This window comes from Alteromonas portus (assembly GCF_005117025.1).
Lineage (GTDB): Bacteria > Pseudomonadota > Gammaproteobacteria > Enterobacterales > Alteromonadaceae > Alteromonas > Alteromonas portus.
On the sequence record NZ_SWCO01000005.1, the window covers coordinates 181,097 to 197,616 of the forward strand.

The 16,520-nt window shown below is 44.8% G+C and carries 13 protein-coding genes; 6 read left to right on the forward strand and 7 right to left on the reverse strand.

The features are described 5' to 3' along the window. Window positions 1-220 precede the first annotated feature (220 nt). Genes pepA through E5672_RS08770 form a run of 3 tightly spaced genes read left to right on the forward strand, consistent with a single transcriptional unit; the run spans window position 221 to window position 4,965 of the window. Entirely contained in the window at window positions 221-1,726 is a 1,506-nt protein-coding gene (gene pepA, locus E5672_RS08760; RefSeq protein ID WP_136782267.1) for a leucyl aminopeptidase, read from the forward strand. A 6-nt stretch (window positions 1,727-1,732) separates the two neighbouring features. After that, on the forward strand, window positions 1,733-2,155 hold the full coding sequence (locus E5672_RS08765; protein WP_071815862.1) for a DNA polymerase III subunit chi: 423 nt from the start codon (window positions 1,733-1,735) through the stop codon (window positions 2,153-2,155). A gap of 35 nt (window positions 2,156-2,190) precedes the next feature. Continuing rightward, window positions 2,191-4,965, forward strand: coding sequence for a valine--tRNA ligase (locus E5672_RS08770; RefSeq protein ID WP_136781852.1), 2,775 nt, complete (start codon window positions 2,191-2,193; stop codon window positions 4,963-4,965). Between the two features lie 204 nt (window positions 4,966-5,169). Here E5672_RS08770 and E5672_RS08775 read toward each other — a convergent pair whose 3' ends face one another. Both E5672_RS08775 and E5672_RS08780 read right to left on the reverse strand, forming a co-directional pair. Next, on the reverse strand, window positions 5,170-7,845 hold the full coding sequence (locus E5672_RS08775) for a hybrid sensor histidine kinase/response regulator (RefSeq protein ID WP_136781853.1): 2,676 nt from the start codon (window positions 7,843-7,845) through the stop codon (window positions 5,170-5,172). Window positions 7,846-7,893: 48 nt separating this feature from the next. Then, complete coding sequence (locus E5672_RS08780; protein WP_136781854.1) at window positions 7,894-9,177, reverse strand: ABC transporter substrate-binding protein; 1,284 nt, start codon at window positions 9,175-9,177, stop codon at window positions 7,894-7,896. A gap of 185 nt (window positions 9,178-9,362) precedes the next feature. Between E5672_RS08780 and E5672_RS08785 the strand changes: the two genes are divergently transcribed. Together E5672_RS08785 and E5672_RS08790 are read left to right on the forward strand one after the other, a co-directional pair. Further along, on the forward strand, window positions 9,363-10,211 hold the full coding sequence (locus E5672_RS08785; RefSeq protein WP_136782268.1) for an SPFH domain-containing protein: 849 nt from the start codon (window positions 9,363-9,365) through the stop codon (window positions 10,209-10,211). Window positions 10,212-10,274: 63 nt separating this feature from the next. Continuing rightward, window positions 10,275-10,481, forward strand: a complete 207-nt coding sequence (locus tag E5672_RS08790) for a type II toxin-antitoxin system antitoxin (protein WP_136782269.1) — start codon at window positions 10,275-10,277, stop codon at window positions 10,479-10,481. A 56-nt stretch (window positions 10,482-10,537) separates the two neighbouring features. On the opposite strand, the gene E5672_RS08795 is transcribed toward E5672_RS08790, so the two are convergent. The 3 genes from E5672_RS08795 to E5672_RS08805 form a co-directional block, all read right to left on the reverse strand. Further along, a complete protein-coding gene (locus E5672_RS08795; RefSeq protein WP_136781855.1) occupies window positions 10,538-11,350 on the reverse strand; it encodes a choice-of-anchor H family protein in 813 nt (270 codons plus the stop codon). 112 nt (window positions 11,351-11,462) lie between these two features. Further along, entirely contained in the window at window positions 11,463-11,861 is a 399-nt protein-coding gene (gene rraB / locus E5672_RS08800; RefSeq protein WP_136781856.1) for a ribonuclease E inhibitor RraB, read from the reverse strand. Window positions 11,862-11,893: 32 nt separating this feature from the next. After that, window positions 11,894-12,619: a 1-acylglycerol-3-phosphate O-acyltransferase gene (locus E5672_RS08805; protein WP_136781857.1), complete on the reverse strand. Its 726-nt coding sequence runs from the start codon at window positions 12,617-12,619 to the stop codon at window positions 11,894-11,896. Window positions 12,620-12,822: 203 nt separating this feature from the next. On the opposite strand from E5672_RS08805, the gene E5672_RS08810 reads away from it, so the two are divergent. Beyond that, window positions 12,823-13,962 (forward strand): HD-GYP domain-containing protein, encoded by a 1,140-nt coding sequence (locus E5672_RS08810; RefSeq protein WP_136781858.1) that lies wholly within the window; start codon window positions 12,823-12,825, stop codon window positions 13,960-13,962. A 56-nt stretch (window positions 13,963-14,018) separates the two neighbouring features. Here the strand turns inward: E5672_RS08810 and glnG are convergent, their stop codons facing one another. Beyond that, window positions 14,019-15,428 (reverse strand): nitrogen regulation protein NR(I), encoded by a 1,410-nt coding sequence (gene glnG, locus E5672_RS08815; protein ID WP_136781859.1) that lies wholly within the window; start codon window positions 15,426-15,428, stop codon window positions 14,019-14,021. Beyond that, on the reverse strand, window positions 15,418-16,503 hold the full coding sequence (glnL, locus tag E5672_RS08820) for a nitrogen regulation protein NR(II) (RefSeq protein ID WP_136781860.1): 1,086 nt from the start codon (window positions 16,501-16,503) through the stop codon (window positions 15,418-15,420). Before glnL ends, glnG begins: the two co-directional genes overlap by 11 nt. Between the last annotated feature and the right edge of the window lie 17 nt (window positions 16,504-16,520).

Consider the following 16,520-nt stretch of genomic DNA (forward strand, 5'->3'; position numbering starts at 1 on the left):
CAATTTTGTTTAAACTTACCGTTTTTACAAGTTTTGCCTGCAATCATAAACCGTTTGCATGGTGTTTTGACGCAAATTTAACCTATATTCAATAGGTCTTTAAGCGTGAATTGCAGCGAACTAAAAAGTTATGCTGCGTATTAAAACATAAAGCAGCGCGAAACGTTACGTGATTTTAGTCATCGTGCAAACCATAAACGACGAAAAGCGAGGTGATATCGTGGAGTTTAGTGTAAAAAGTGGCAGTCCTGAAAAACAACGCAGCGCATGTATTGTTGTGGGTGTCTTCGAGCCGCGCCGCCTAACGGCAGTGGCTGAACAACTAGACGAAATCAGTGAAGGTTATATCAGCAACTTGTTACGCCGTGGCGACCTTGAAGGTAAAGCAGGCCAAATGTTGTTGCTACACAACGTGCCAAATGTACTAAGCGAGCGCGTGCTTCTAGTCGGTTGTGGTAAAGAGCGCGAATTAGACGAGCGTCAGTACAAAAACATTATTGCCAAAACCATTCAAACATTGAATGAAACAGGCTCGATGGAAGCGGTATGTTTCCTTACCGAACTTCACGTTAAAGGTCGCGATACCTACTGGAAAGTACGTCAGGCAGTTGAAGCAACTGAAGACACGCTTTACACCTTTATGCAGCTTAAAACCAAGAAAGGTGAGCCACGTCGCCCACTGCGTAAAATTGTATTTAACGTACCTACACGCCGTGAACTTACCGTCGGTGAACGTGCAGTTGAGCATGGTTTAGCGGTTGCTCGTGGTGCGAAAGTGACCAAAGATGTGGCTAACATGCCGCCAAACATCTGTAACCCAGCGTACCTGTGGCAGCAGGCGCAAGAACTTGCCAGCCAGTACGACAGCGTATCCGCTGAAGTCGTTGATGAAACCCAAATGGCCGAGCTTGGTATGCAAGCGTATTTGGCTGTTGGTCGTGGTTCAGACAACGAAAGCATGATGAGTATTATGCATCACCGCGGTGGTCCTGCTGATCAAGCGCCAATTGTGCTTGTAGGTAAAGGCCTTACGTTCGATTCTGGCGGTATTTCAATTAAGCCTGGCGAAGCCATGGATGAGATGAAGTACGACATGGGTGGTGCTGCAGGCGTACTTGGTACTATGCACACTATCGCAGCACTGAATCTACCCATTAATGTTATTGGCGTATTGGCAGGCTGTGAAAACATGCCCGATGGCAAAGCGTACCGTCCAGGTGACATTCTAACGACTATGTCGGGTCAAACCGTTGAAGTGCTAAACACTGATGCCGAAGGCCGTTTAGTATTGTGCGACGCGCTAACTTACGTCGAGCGTTTTGAGCCAGAGCTAGTGATTGACGTAGCCACCCTAACTGGCGCAGCGATTATCGCGCTTGGTCACCATGCAACAGCGGTAATGAGCACGCACAACCCGCTTGCTCACGAACTACTGAATGCGTCAGAGCAAAGCTCAGATCGCGCATGGCGTTTACCGCTATGGGACGATTACCAAGAGCAGCTTGAAAGCCCATTTGCCGACATGACGAACCTAGGTGGTCGCCCAGCAGGGTCAATTACGGCGGGTTGTTTCTTGTCGCGCTTCACTAAGAAGTACAACTGGGCTCACCTTGATATTGCCGGTACGGCATGGCGCAGTGGTAAGAACAAAGGTGCAACAGGCCGTCCAGTGCCTATGCTGTCTCAGTTCTTAATGAACCGCGCTGATATCAAGTTAGAGGACTAATCATTCATGCCACAAGTGATATTTTATCAACTTACCAGCAGTGACAATGGTGTGGCAGGCCGCGCCAGCGAAGTTATTGCCTCAGCGTTTGCTAATAAGCAAAAGATTAGCGTGCTGTGCGATACACAGGCGCAGGCTGAAGACGTTGATGAATTGTTGTGGCAGCTGCCGGCTGACCGCTTTGTTCCCCATAACCTTTATGGTGAAGGGCCACAATCGGGAACGCCGGTGGAAATTTGTTGGCGGCCAGAGCAGGTAGCCAGACGACAAATGGTGGTTAATGTGGGTTCCGGTATGGTGCCTTCACCCAACCAGCATCGTCAAATCATCGATTTTGTACCCGTGGACGAGAACGCCAAACAGGCCGCGCGGGTAAGATACAAAAACTATCAGCAAGCTGGATGCAACATGCAGTTCAAATCTGCATAAGTCATTCGCGTTTAGCTTCAATTTGAGAGTGTGTAATGGATAAAACCTTCGAACCGCAGTCCATCGAGCAGCAATGCTACAAGTCATGGGAAGAGGCGGGTTTATTTAAAGCTTCAGGTAGCGGCGACCCTTATTGTATTTTGCTTCCGCCACCAAACGTTACCGGTAGCCTTCACATGGGCCATGGTTTCCAACAAACCATTATGGACGCCTTAACCCGTTATCATCGCATGAAGGGTGATAATACGCTTTGGCAAGTGGGTACTGACCACGCCGGTATTGCTACCCAAATGGTGGTAGAACGCCAACTTAACGCACAAGGCAAGACGCGCCACGATTTAGGTCGCGAAGACTTCATCAAAAAAGTGTGGGAATGGAAAGAGCACAGTGGCGGAACGATCACCGGTCAAATGCGCCGTCTAGGTACGTCACCTGACTGGTCTCGTGAAGTGTTCACCATGGATGAAGATCTGTCTAAAGCTGTAACTGAAGTGTTCGTGAAATTACACGAAGAAGGGCTTATTTACCGTGGTAAGCGTTTGGTTAACTGGGATCCAGTGCTTCACACTGCAGTATCTGATCTTGAAGTACTAAACGAAGAAGAAGACGGCCACATGTGGCACATGCGCTACCCACTTGCAGATGGTAGCGGTGAACTAGTGGTTGCAACAACGCGCCCTGAAACTATGCTAGGTGATACCGCGGTTGCGGTACACCCAGATGACGAGCGTTATCAAGGCTTTATCGGCAAAGAAATTAAGCTACCGATTACTGGCCGTTTAATTCCGGTTATCGCCGATGATTATGTAGATCAAGAATTCGGTACAGGCTGCGTTAAGATTACGCCTGCTCACGATTTTAACGACTACGATATGGGTAAGCGTCATAACTTGCCTATGATCAACATTCTTACCGACGATGCGAAAATTAATGATGATGCGCCAGAAGCGTATCGCGGTTTAGATCGCTTCGACGCCCGTAAGCAAATTGTTGCTGATTTAGACGCACAAGGCGCATTGGTTAAGATTGAGCCGCACAAGCTTAAAGTGCCACGTGGCGACAGAACTGGCGCAGTTATCGAACCATATCTAACTGACCAGTGGTATGTTGCCGTTGAGTCGCTTGCTAAGCCTGCAATTGAAGCGGTTGAAAGCGGCGAAATTCGTTTTGTGCCAGAGAACTGGAACAAGACTTACTACCAGTGGATGCACAACATTCAAGACTGGTGTATTTCACGTCAGCTGTGGTGGGGACACCGCATTCCGGCGTGGTACGACGAAAACGGCAAGGTTTTTGTTGGCCGTACCGAAGAAGAAGTGCGTGAAAAGCACGGCCTTGGCAGTGACGTAACCCTTTCACAAGACGACGATGTACTAGATACCTGGTTCTCAAGCGCACTATGGCCGTTCGCCACCATGGGCTGGCCAGAAGAAACGCCAGATCTAGAAACCTTCGTGCCTTCTTCAGTGCTAGTAACCGGCTTTGACATCATCTTTTTCTGGGTTGCCAGAATGATCATGATGACCAAGAAGTTCACGGGCAAAATTCCGTTTAAAGACATCTACATTACTGGTCTTATCCGCGATGAGAACGGCGATAAAATGTCAAAGTCGAAGGGCAACGTGCTTGACCCAATCGATTTGATTGACGGTATTGATATTGAGTCACTAGTCACTAAACGCACCGCGGGCATGATGCAGCCTCAGCTGGCTGAAAAGATTGCTAAGCGTACCCGTAAACAGTTCCCTGATGGTATTCAGGCCTACGGTACAGATGCACTGCGCTTTACGTTTGCAGCTATGGCGTCAACCAGCCGCGATATCAACTTTGATATGTCCCGTGTTGAAGGCTACCGCAACTTCTGTAACAAAATTTGGAACGCATCGCGTTTCGTATTGATGAACACAGAAGAGCACGATACCGGTCGTGACGGCGGCGAAATGGTGCTTAGCATGGCCGATCGCTGGATTTGGGCTAAGTTCCAACAAACGCTGGTTGAGTTTGAAAAAGCGCTTGAAGACTATCGTTTCGATATTGCAGCACAAACCGTTTACGAGTTCACCTGGAACCAGTTCTGCGACTGGTATCTAGAACTTACTAAGCCAGTGCTTAACAATGACGCCAGCACTGAAGCTGAAAAGCGTGGTACACGTCATACCCTTATTAACGTGCTTGAAAGCCTGCTTCGCTTGTTGCACCCGCTTATGCCATTTATCACCGACACTATTTGGCAGCGCGTTGTGCCACTAAGTGCGCTTAAGGTAGAAGAGGGCGCAAGCATTATGGTTCAGGCATTCCCTGAAGTTGATGCAGCGAAACAAGACGACAAAGTACTTGCTGATATCGAGTGGGTGAAGAAGTTTATCGTGGGTATTCGTAATATCCGTGGTGAAATGGATATCTCGCCAAACAAACCGCTTAATGCGCTACTTAAAAACGTAAGCGACGAAGACGCGCGTCGTCTTGATGCGGCTAAGGCATTCCTAGATAAGCTTTCTAAGCTTGAAACCGTAACTATTTTGAAAGACGGTGAAGAAGCGCCAGCCAGCGCCACAGCGCTAGTGGGCGAGATGGAAATTCTTATCCCAATGGCAGGGCTTATCGATAAAGACGCAGAGCTTGCTCGTATTACTAAAGCCATGGAGAAAATCGAGAAAGATGTTTCTCGTACTCGTGGCAAGTTGGGTAACGAGAAGTTTGTAAGCAATGCGCCTGAAGCGGTAATTGAAAAAGAACGCGCTAAGTTGGAAGAGGGTGAAAAAGCTCTAGCCAAACTTAAAGAGCAGTTCGAGACCATTAAAGCGCTTTAAGTGCAGCCCTAGAACGGGGTTTATCGATAAAAATTAGAAGGGTTACCGAAAGGTAGCCCTTTTTTATTGGCTCTCGAATAAGGCATCAGCGCACATTCGCATAAGCGCTGATTGACTCGAAAGACTAACACTGTAACTTTCTATCAAAAGCACGGCCTAGTTAAACTCAAGCGCTGCTATTAATGCGCTTCGCTAAGTATGAATTTAGACATGTTTGCCTAAATATTGTCGAAGCATACCAACGAGCGATTTCTGCTTTATCGGTTTGGTAAGATAATCATTCATACCGGCATCCATTGCACTCTGTTTGTCTTCTTTCATTGCATTGGCAGAAAGACCAATGATTGGTAAGGCAGTAAATCCTTTCTCACGTAGCATGGTAGTGGCTTCATATCCGTCCATTACCGGCATTTGTACATCCATTAATACAAGGTCGTATTGTGGGGCATTCTCTACCTTTTGTACTGCTTGTTTACCATCTTCGGCAAGATCGAAAGTGAGTCCAAGACTAGTTAGCATTTCGCCCGTCACCAGTTGGTTAATGTTATTATCTTCAACTAGCAATATGTGCCCTTCAAGCGCCGTTTCTTCAGCCTCATCTTTATAATGTTGTCCTTCATAGCTGGCATCTTTTGTAATTATCTGGTGCACAAAACGCTCAAACTGGGCGGGCGTAAAGGGATGCATTATTAAAGGGCCTTTCCAGAGCGAGTCATATTTAGCTTGCAGAGCACTACCTGCACTTTCCATTACTAAGCCCACGGATTTTCCGCTTTCAAATAAACTATTCAGCCAGCTAATATTTTTCCTAAAGAAACTAAACTCATGAACATCAACAACAATATGATCGGGGAGGGTTGTTGCATTCTTAGCGTCGTCGATTGACATAATAGCTGTTGTCGACAGCTGAATTTGACTGCAATAAGCCTCGGGAAGTAACGGTGATTCGGTAATGTAAAGGCTGTTATTAGGTAACTGTGGTGAGTTCTGTAACACCCCTGGCTGATTTTTGAATGCTTTGAGTGGAAGCTCAACCACGAATGTGCTGCCTTTACCCATAGTAGACGTTGCATCGAGTCGTCCGTTCATAAGCTCAGTAAGTTGGCTGACAATTGCTAGGCCTAGTCCGGTGCCGCCGTATTTACGGTTGGTTGAACCATCCGCTTGAGTAAAGGGCTTAAATATTTTATCGAGTTGCGCAGCGCTCATACCTATACCCGAATCGGTAATTCGCATGGTGAGGTTAAGCAGGTTACCTTTTTCATTTAAGCTACCGTCAAATTCAATATCTATACGCCCTTGTTCGGTGAACTTCACAGCATTATTACCAATATTCATAATGATTTGGGCAATACGTAGCGGGTCGCCTATGACCTGAGGCGGTATCTCAGGGTTAACTGTAAAGTGAACAGATAAGTTCTTTTCCTTTGCACGTAGTGCAATCACGGCAATGAGGTTGTCAAACAGCGAGTGTAATGAAAAGCTCACTTCTTCTATTTTTAGCTTACCGGCCTCAATTTTAGAGAAGTCGAGTATATCGTTTATTACACTCAGCAATATTTGCCCTGAATAGGCAGCTTTATCCAAGTAGCCTCTAACAGAAGTAGAAAGCTCTTGCTGCTGTGCCAGCTCTATAAGCCCCAAAATACCGTTCATAGGCGTGCGAATTTCGTGGCTCATATTTGCCAAGAACATACTTTTAGATGCGGTAGCTTGCTCGGCTTTAACTTTAGATTCAGTAATGACCTTATTTAAGTTTTCTAGCTGAGAGTTCATCGTTCTCGCTTCATTTAGCAGCTTTTCTGTTTCACGGTTTTTGTCACTAAATACAAGCGCTGCTTTTGCTAGTTTTCCTATTTCATCTTTTCGGTTACTGCCTGGAATATTAGAGATTTGCACGCCTTCAGCGAGTTTATTGAACACTTCTGTGATGGAGCGGATGGGACCAAGGATACGGAATATTGAAAACAACGCGGCTGCCATCGCAAGTAAAATGGCAAATAAAGAGAACAGCTCTCCGTTACGTTGTGTGTTTTCAGCTATTTGATACGTGCGCTGAGCAATAACTTCAGAATCATTACTGACTTTTTTCGCCAACTCGCCACTCAAATAAAGAAACTCGTTAGCAGAGCCAGCCATAACCACATTAACCAGAAAGAGGTTGCCTTGCGTTATTTGAGTCAACTTAAAAAAGTCGTTTTTAATTCTATCAACAACGCGCTCAATACGCTGTTGTAGGTCAGTATTAACGGGGGAAGGCAAACGTTTTAAAGCATCAATAGAGTCATTAAATGACTTAATGAATTTCATGTCGGGCTTCATTAAGTACTTTAACATCGCGTTTTCTGTGCGAATAAGGATGACCTTAGCATCCTCGACATAAGCGGGGGAAATTTCCTGTTTGGCAAGGGCCTTATCAAGTACGCTTTCAAGTAAAGTGATATCAGACATGGTGCCTTGATCGATAAGGTTATCTCTTTCTGAGCGAGCATCGACAACCTGAGAGAAGTTTTCTTGATAGGCGTTTAGGTGTTCTCTCATTCTACTAAGAATTTGATTGCTATCGTCTTGTAGATTGGAATGCTCGTTTACCTCCGCAAGCTTATCAAGCTTACTGTTAATGGTAACCATAAGGCGACTAAAGCGAGTTATGGCAGACTTACTCGCGTTTTCTTTGAAGATTAAAACATTGCGCTGTAAATCGACAACGTCACGCTCGAGCTCTTTAACAATACTTACATCAATGACGGCTTTAGATGCAGACGCCACGCCTTTACTTAAAACCTCTTGGTTTTTTCGCGCCACGTAGCCTTGTGCAAGTATGAGTGCGATTAACGCAAGTAATACTGTTATAAGCTGTACCCGAATTGACGATAACATATGAGCTTAAAGAACCTTATTCCATTGAAGACGTGGTATTACATTGGTTTATGCGGTGATAAATTCGTACCACTTTTGTAAGCTATATTCATAGCTTGGCATAACAGTATTCCAAACTGCAACATTGCTAAAGCGTTCTTCGTAACTGCCACCTGTTCGCTGTGCGCCTTTTTGTACACTCACTTTGCCATCTGGACCTTTTAGAGGTTCAGAGGCAACTTCGCCTTTATACCAATAGTCCCATTCAGCTTGTGATAAATACTCGGCGGAGCGGAGAGGGTTTGAAATGTAATATCCTTGCCTAGCTATAAATGCACCAGGCCAACCCGACAGCCACCAGTTCATGTATTCATAAGCTACATCTTTTATTCTGCCCTGAGTAGCAGAAGAAAGACACATTACCCCGTGCCAACCTCGATAGCCCTCTTTAGGGGCCGCGAATGTCACCGGAATATTTTGACCATTCAGTGCCGAGACAGCGGGGGAGAACATACTTTCAATGGCAACACGGCCGCTTTTCATAAATTCAACAGACTCGGGCACCGATGTCCAAAAACCACTAAAGTGGTTGAGCTGGGTTAACTCTATTAGCAGATTGAACAGGTCGTCTAGTTCGTATTCGGTGATGGCGCCAATATCTTTAAAAGTAATAAACCCTTTTGCTTGCGCGGCTAACGCTAAATCGAATAATCCGATGGTAGGGTCATTTACAATCCCCACTTTTCCAGAAAAATGACGATCTAACAACCACCCCCAGCTTTCTTCCTGTCCCTGTAGTTCAGCAGGTAGCGTAGACGTGTCATAACCAAATGAGTCTACATTGTGCACGTAGGGTAAAAAGCTGATGGTATCGGTGTGCTTCTCACCCAACGAGCCATCTCCTTGGACATTGAGAATTTTGTGGGGGGCGTCGCCTGCTCCCATACGAGCGTTTTTGGTGAGCTTACCGGTTTTGCTTAAGTCGTTTATTTCTTCCCAATAGTGAAGGCGCTTTTTTTGTATAGGTTGAATAGCCTTTGCACGCCACAGTACGTTGATACTATTTGACCATTGCTCGTACAAATCAAAAGAGTAAGGGTTCATAGAGGCTTTTTGCAATACAGTAGCACTTCCGCCAGGTTCAAACTCTATGTTAATGCCTAGATCTTCAATAGCGCGCTGTCGAATAGCTTCTTGCAAAGTGACGTGCGTTCCCATAACCCGCAAGGTTGGTTTTGTTTTACCAATAGCAAAGGGGGTAATGCCGGCTGTCAGTCCAAGCGCTAGCCCGCCTTTTAACAAAGTGCGGCGTGATGTAGAGGCGTTACTAGTGTTGCAAGGCTTAGTAGACATTATCAAAGTCCGTATAAGAAATATCCTTTGTAACATTCTGGCATCTATTTCAGAGAGTTACCAAAAAATGTTTGAAGTTAATTTAATGCAATCGTGTTTTGGACATATCTGGTAACACTTAGCTTATGGCAAAGTAATTACGATTCCATTATAAAGATATCAAAATGATATCAAAGGTAATGGGTATGCAAGAAAAGAACGGTTTTTCAGTAAACGGATATTTGATGATTTGTGTCTTATTGGTTGCACAGGCTGCGGCTTTTTTCTATGCCGTTGGAGGGAGTCCAGAGGGTGGAATTATATTGAGTCTTCTGGTTGGTGCCCTGTGGATGGGGTACTTTATGGTGCAACCAAATCAAGCCAAAGTAATGACTTTTTTCGGAAGCTATGTCGGTACTGTCTCTGATGTAGGTTTACGTTGGACAATTCCATTATTTCGCCGAACCAACATTTCACTTCGCATAAGAAATTTCGAAAGCGCTAAAATAAAGGTAAATGATAACCAGGGTAACCCCATTGAAATAGCGTCAATTGTAGTGTGGAAAGTAACGGATACTGCTGAAGCTGTATTTGACGTAGACGATTATGAAAGCTTTGTTCGCATTCAAAGTGAGTCTGCTATTCGTAATATGGCGAGTAGTTTTCCTTACGACCCTCGCGATGACGAACAAGCTGAAGTGGCCCTTCGTAGTCACCCAATAGAGATATCAGAGCGGTTACAAGAAGAAATACAAGCCCGTTTAGCAAAAGCAGGGATCACCATATTAGAGTCTCGTATTAGCCACCTTGCCTACGCGCAAGAAATCGCAAGTGCTATGCTACAGCGTCAACAGGCCTCAGCGATTGTCGCTGCGCGTAAGCAAATTGTGGATGGTGCTGTGGGAACCGTTGAAATGGCCCTTCAACGACTAAACGAAAAAGGGGTTGTTGAGCTAGATGAAGAGCGCAAAGCGACCATGATCAGTAACCTACTAGTCGTGCTGTGCGGTGATAAATCAACGCAGCCTGTTATTAATACAGGTACAATTTATTAGTAAAGTTTTGAGTTTCTAATTTTGGTGCCGCAGAGGCGCTCTGTGGCACATAAGGTTTTTATTTTGGCGAAGAAAAAAGCGTATCCACTTCGGATTAATGAAAATGTACTTGCCGCTATGGAAAGGTGGGCCGCTGATGATTTGCGTAGTGTTAATGCACAAATTGAGTATGTATTAAGACAAGCGCTTGTGAAGCAAGGCAGAGTCAAACTTGTAGAGAAGGTAGTGGTGGAAGTTGAAGAAATAGAGCTTGGTTCAAAAGTTAACTGATGTTGAACGTGCAAATCATCAGTTAACTTTTCGAGATGCTTCAAGTCAATCAGTAATTAAATGTTGCGTTGGCGAGAGTGTCTCACCAGTACAATGCCACCTAGTAAAAACAATGGAAGTAACGACCAAGCACCACCGTGTTCCTCTACTATTACTACCGTATCTTCTACAATGTACTCGTTGTTTTCACTTTCAAGAGGAAGATAGGCCAGAGCGCTGTCGTCATAGGCATCGGTAAAAGCCACTAGCTCTTCAGTGTCGGCATCGTAAAGCTCCAACAAAATGTCGTATTCGCTAGGTGGAAATCCAGATACTAATGAACTTTCGATGGTGAATGTATCAGTTGAATCTTCTGAATAAATATAAAATTCAGACGATACGTGAATTGCATCGTAAACACCCTCTTTACCTAAATACAAAACAGCGTATACAGGCGCTCGTGTAAAAATTGTGTCGGCGTCAAACTCGATTGAAAATGTAGAGTGATAACCGTCGTAGTCAATATCTTGCTCAAGCGTTACCCAACTTTCATAAATCCAAAATTCGTTAACGCTGCTTACCACTATGTCGCTTGATGATTTGTTTACACCAAGATGTTGCTGATGTTTGTTCGTTTCACTAACTGTATTTTGTTGTGCGACAGTGCTATCGGCAGACTGTTCAACCAGGCTGTCACTTGCCAGCTCGCCTGTTGTTTTAGGTAAAAGTGATTCAGAAGCTACGAAGGGTTTGTCGTAACGGAATTCGTTTGAGGTAACGTGTTTATCTTCTGATTTACTATCAGAATTTGCATGTGCAGGTGATAAAAGAGCCAGCTGTAATGTGGCGATAGCAGAGTATGCGGTAAGTGCTAATACTAAGTTTTTCATCTGTCCATCCTTTTCCAATCGATAATGACAGGGTCATTGTTAACCAAAAAAGATGAACAAAAGCTGAAGAGTAACTTAATGACCCCTCAGCTTGTAAAATAGGCGGTTAGGTTTAGTCGTCGAAGAAATGGTCTTCTTCTTCGTATTCACCTTCCTCACGTGGTTCAAAGTACGTACCCCATCCATCGTAGGTCACGTCGTGCTTGTCTGCAATTTTTAGCAAAGTGTCTGAATCAGCATTAAGCTTTTCAATATCTAGCTTTCTTTCTACCACGGCATCGAAGCAAAAAATGGTCTCGCCATCATCTAGAATAAGCTCTTCGGCATCTGTCACTTCAAAACCGGCTTTGAACGCATCAACGGCTGCCTTTTCTAACACGTCGAAGTCGGTGCTGGCGAAATGGTGCTCAATGGTGTAGTCGGCATCTGCTTGACTGCCATCTTCTAGAAGGGCATCAATAGTTTCTTGGTTAAACTCGTACCACTCTTCTCTTTCATCGAACTGGGTCATAATAAACACTCGTTAGCAATTTAGGCGCAAGTTTACCTGCTTTTTTCCAGTTCATCGACCTGTGTATTGAGCGCATCAAACTTTTGTTTCATTTCATCATTGAAATAGGCCATCCACTCTTTGATCGAACGCTCTTCCATTAGCGGTTCAGGCGCAGAAATATCAATCAGTACAATACCGTTGTTCCAACGATTCCACTTCACTTTGTTGTGTAAATTGCTAGCCGTTACCATGACAATCGGCTCATTAGTGGTTTTGGCTAAACGAAATGCGCCTTGTTTGAAAGGTAGAATACCTCTGCCATAACTTCTCGTGCCTTCAGGAAAAAGCCATACAGATGTTTTCTTTTTGGCAATGCGATTAGCGGCAATATCCAAGGTGTTTCTGGCTTTCCCAGAGTTTTTTCTATCGATCATGATATTCCCAGATAGCCAATAAATTTGGCCGAAGATAGGGATCCACTTCAAACTTTTTTTACCAATAGTGACCACGCCGGGAAGCGCTGCTTTACAAATTGTAATTACATCAAAGCTGTTTTGATGATTAGCGATAAAAACATAAGGCTCGTTCGTTTTTACAGCGGGGTCTCTTTGTATAACAATTTTGAGGCCCACTATTTTAGCCATAAGCGAATACAAACTACCGGCGGCATGCACGTTATCCTTGTGAAAAGGGCGCACAATACAAATGATCAGCAAAATAATGTTGATTAATAAAAAGGCGATAAACAGTGCCGGTATGCGAAATAAAGCGATCAAAACAACTCCTAGATACAATTGACGCGCGCAGTATAGATGAAGTTTCAGCGTACACTTGTCCGATGAGTTTTTACAGCGCCGAAACTAAATAGGCGCGCCCCTTGTGAAAGTTCTTTCTTTATCGCCTTTAGTATGAGGAAATTTTGCCGATACCGAATTACAATAATAAATAGTTTAATCGAACCTAACTCGGTAACCACTACATGCAGACATTTACTCCAGACGACCTAGAAGAAGATATTCTTGCTGACCTTATGGAGGAAATAAACGAACTCTACGAATCGAGTGAACAAACCTTGATTGAACTAGAGCTTCGCCCCGAAGACAACGAATTACAGCGTGCTCTGTTTCGCTCAATCCACACCATTAAGGGTGACTTGGGCTTAGTGAACTTCTCTCCCATGATCCCGCTTTTGCAGCATGTTGAAGATTTACTCGATTATTTACGTAAAGGACAGGTAGCGTATACCAGTACCATGAGCGACTTGGTGCTACTAACCATGGATAGAGTGAAGGCCTTTGTAGAAGCTGTGATGGCGGACGGTAAGGCTGAATATGACGATAACCTTCACAATCAACTGGTGTTAGCAATTGGTCGCGTGACACCAGATAATACCGCTGAGCATGAAAAACGCCTTACTGAAGCTGTGTTACTGTTAAATCCAGCGTTAGATATTGTTGCTGATGATGACGACCCACAAAGTGTGCAGATAAAGCCACCCACATTAGCGGCCACGGGTATACCGAAAGATATTAGTAGCGAGAAAAAACAAGATATTTTGTTCTTCCGTGACTTGATGCAAACCATCGAACGTCGCTCTAATTATTGGGCCGGAAGAGGCGACCGCATTGCCAAGTTGGCTATGTACATCAACGATGTTGCTGAAAAGCCAATTGACGAAGATCAACTGGCAGTCGCTAGTTATGTTCACGATTTCGGTATGGCGTTTATGCCGTTAAAGCTATTGCACAAAGGCGATGAGTTAAGCGATATCGAATTCAACCTGATGCGTTCTCATGTGTATAAAAGTGCACGTCTTCTAGAGCATTTAGATCAGTGGGATATGGCCCGTAAAATAGTGATGCAGCATCACGAACGCACAGATGGAACAGGTTATCCACTGGGGATCAAGGAAGACGATATTTGTGAGGGTGCCAAACTGCTCGCAATTGTTGACACCTACGATGCAATGACGCATCCAAGAGCGCACAATGAAGATAATGTGCTTTCTAAAAAAGAAGCGGTAATTGAGATCAACCGTAGTGCCAAAGGGCAGTTTAGTATGAAGTGGGTACGACTGTTTAATCAGGCTATGACAGCGCTTTTAACCAAAGGGCATTGATTAAAAGAGTATCAGATAGCAGAGGGCTTTCTCTGCTATCTGGAAAACGCATAGGCTTAGTTAACACCTAATTCTTTTAATTTTCTTGTAAGCGTGTTTCTTCCCCATCCTAAACGTTTAGCAGCATCTTGCTTGTGGCCGTGTGTGTGCTGAAGCGCACGTTCAAGCATAACGCGCTCAAACGTAAGCATCGCGTCATTTAGAATGTTGTGATGGCCGTCGCGAAGCTGTTTGTCGGTCCAGCTTGCGAGTAAGTCAGGCCAATCACCAGACTCTGCTGTAGGCTTTTCAATACTGCTATCGCTATGAATTTCCGGTGGCAGATCGCTTGGCAGAACTTCCTGCCCACTTGCCATTACGGTTAACCATCTGCACACGTTTTCAAGCTGTCGAACATTACCCGGCCATGGAAGTTGCGACATGACGCGTTCAGCGTCTTTCGATATGCTTTTGGCCTCTACATCGAGTTCTTTAGCTGCTCGACGCAGGAAATGACGAGTGAGTAATGGTATGTCTTCGCGGCGCTCGTTAAGCGATGGCAGATGCACACGAATAACGTTTAAGCGGTGGAATAAGTCTTCCCTAAACTTACCTTCAGCAACCCTCTGCTCTAAGTTTTGGTGAGTTGCAGCGATGATACGTACGTCTACACTCACCGACTGATGTCCACCAACGCGATAAAACTGACCGTCTGCGAGCACGCGCAGTAGGCGGGTTTGCACATCTAGCGGCATATCACCGATTTCGTCTAAGAATAAAGTACCGCCATCGGCTTGCTCAAAGCGGCCCTGACGAGCAGCCTGGGCTCCGGTAAACGCGCCCTTTTCATGTCCGAATAGTTCAGACTCTACTAAATCGGCGGGAATAGCGGCCATATTTAGCGCAATGAAGGGTTTACTTGCTCTAGGGCTGTGCCTGTGTAGCGCGTGCGCCACAAGTTCTTTACCCGTACCCGATTGCCCGTTGATAAGCACGCTAATTGAAGATCGAGACAGGCGACCTATGGCACGAAACACTTCCTGCATGGCAGGTGCTTCACCAATAATTTCCGTTACTACATCTTCAACTTGTGCTTTAGAAACGGTTGACTGCTCTCTTGCGTGAGCAAGCGCGCGCTGCGTTAAGGTTACCGCCTCGTCAATATCAAAAGGCTTTGGCAAATATTCGAATGCCCCTTTTTGATAAGCATTCACCGCGCTGTCCAAATCTGAATGCGCCGTCATAATAATAACAGGCAGCAGTGGGTGAGATGCATGTACTTCGTTCAGTAACGTCATGCCGTCCATTTGTGGCATTCTTATATCTGAAATGATGACTTCAGGGGCTTGACCGCTTTGAAGTTGAAGCAATAAATCTTCAGGGTTTTCAAAACTCAAACAGCTGATATCGGCTGCTTGTAAGGCCTTTTGCAGCACCCAACGAATAGAACTGTCGTCATCGACAATCCACACAGACTCATTCGTCATCGTCTGTCTCCTTACGATCTATTGGTATGTAAATTACGAACTCAGTGTGACCAGGGTAGCTATCTACATCTATTTTGCCGCCGTGGTGATTAATAAGGGTTTGTGAGATAGACAAACCCAGCCCAGAGCCATTTTGCTTACTCGTGACCATGGGATAGAAAAGCGTGTCTTTTATTTCAGCTGGAATGCCCGGGCCGTTATCAATAATTTTAATTTTAGCTACTAGTGCATGACGCTTCGTTTGAATTGTCATTTGGCGTTCTATTCGCGTTATTAACTTAATTTGTGGGTTAGGGGTTTGGCTTTCGGTTAATGCCTGAACGCTGTTTCGCACAATATTGAGTACCGCTTGCTGGATCATGTCTGGGTCTAGCATGAGCGGTGGAATACTCGGATCGTAATCGCGAACTATAGTAATAGGATTGTCTGAGTCAAAGCGCATTAAGCTGCGTATTTTTTCAAGCGCTTGATGCACATTACTTTCTTCAAACCGAGGCAACGAATTTGGACCTAGTAGGCGGTCAACTAAGTTTCGTAAACGATCCGATTGCTCGATGATCATGCGCGTAAACTCTTTGTGATCTTCTGATAGCTCTTTTTCTAATAGCTGGGCTGCGCCTCGAATCCCGCCTAGTGGATTCTTTATCTCGTGGGCTAAACCCCTTACTAACTCTCGTGCAGCATAATGCTGTGCGTTTTGTAAATTCTCTCGAGAAATTCGTTTTTGCTGGTCAATCTTTTTTACTTCAAACAACAGCCTGGGACCGTCTTCAAAGTGTAAATTTGTGACGGTTAAGTCGGCGGAGACATAACGGTTATCTCTAAATGCCAATTTGATTTCATTTTCTGTGAAATCCTCCCCCTTCCTGATGGCGGCCTTAAGGCGAGTGGTCTCAATTGTGCCAGGCAGGAAAAAGTCTTGAAGTGGGTGCCCAATAAGTTGCTTCAACCCCGTTTCAAATAGAGCTTCGCCCGCATGGTTGGCATAAACAATAGTAAGTTTATTGTCTACCATCACCAATGCGGTATTAAGGCTATTAATAAGCTGTTGTGTTTCTAACTCGGTGGAATGCATCCGAGCTCGTCTCCTTT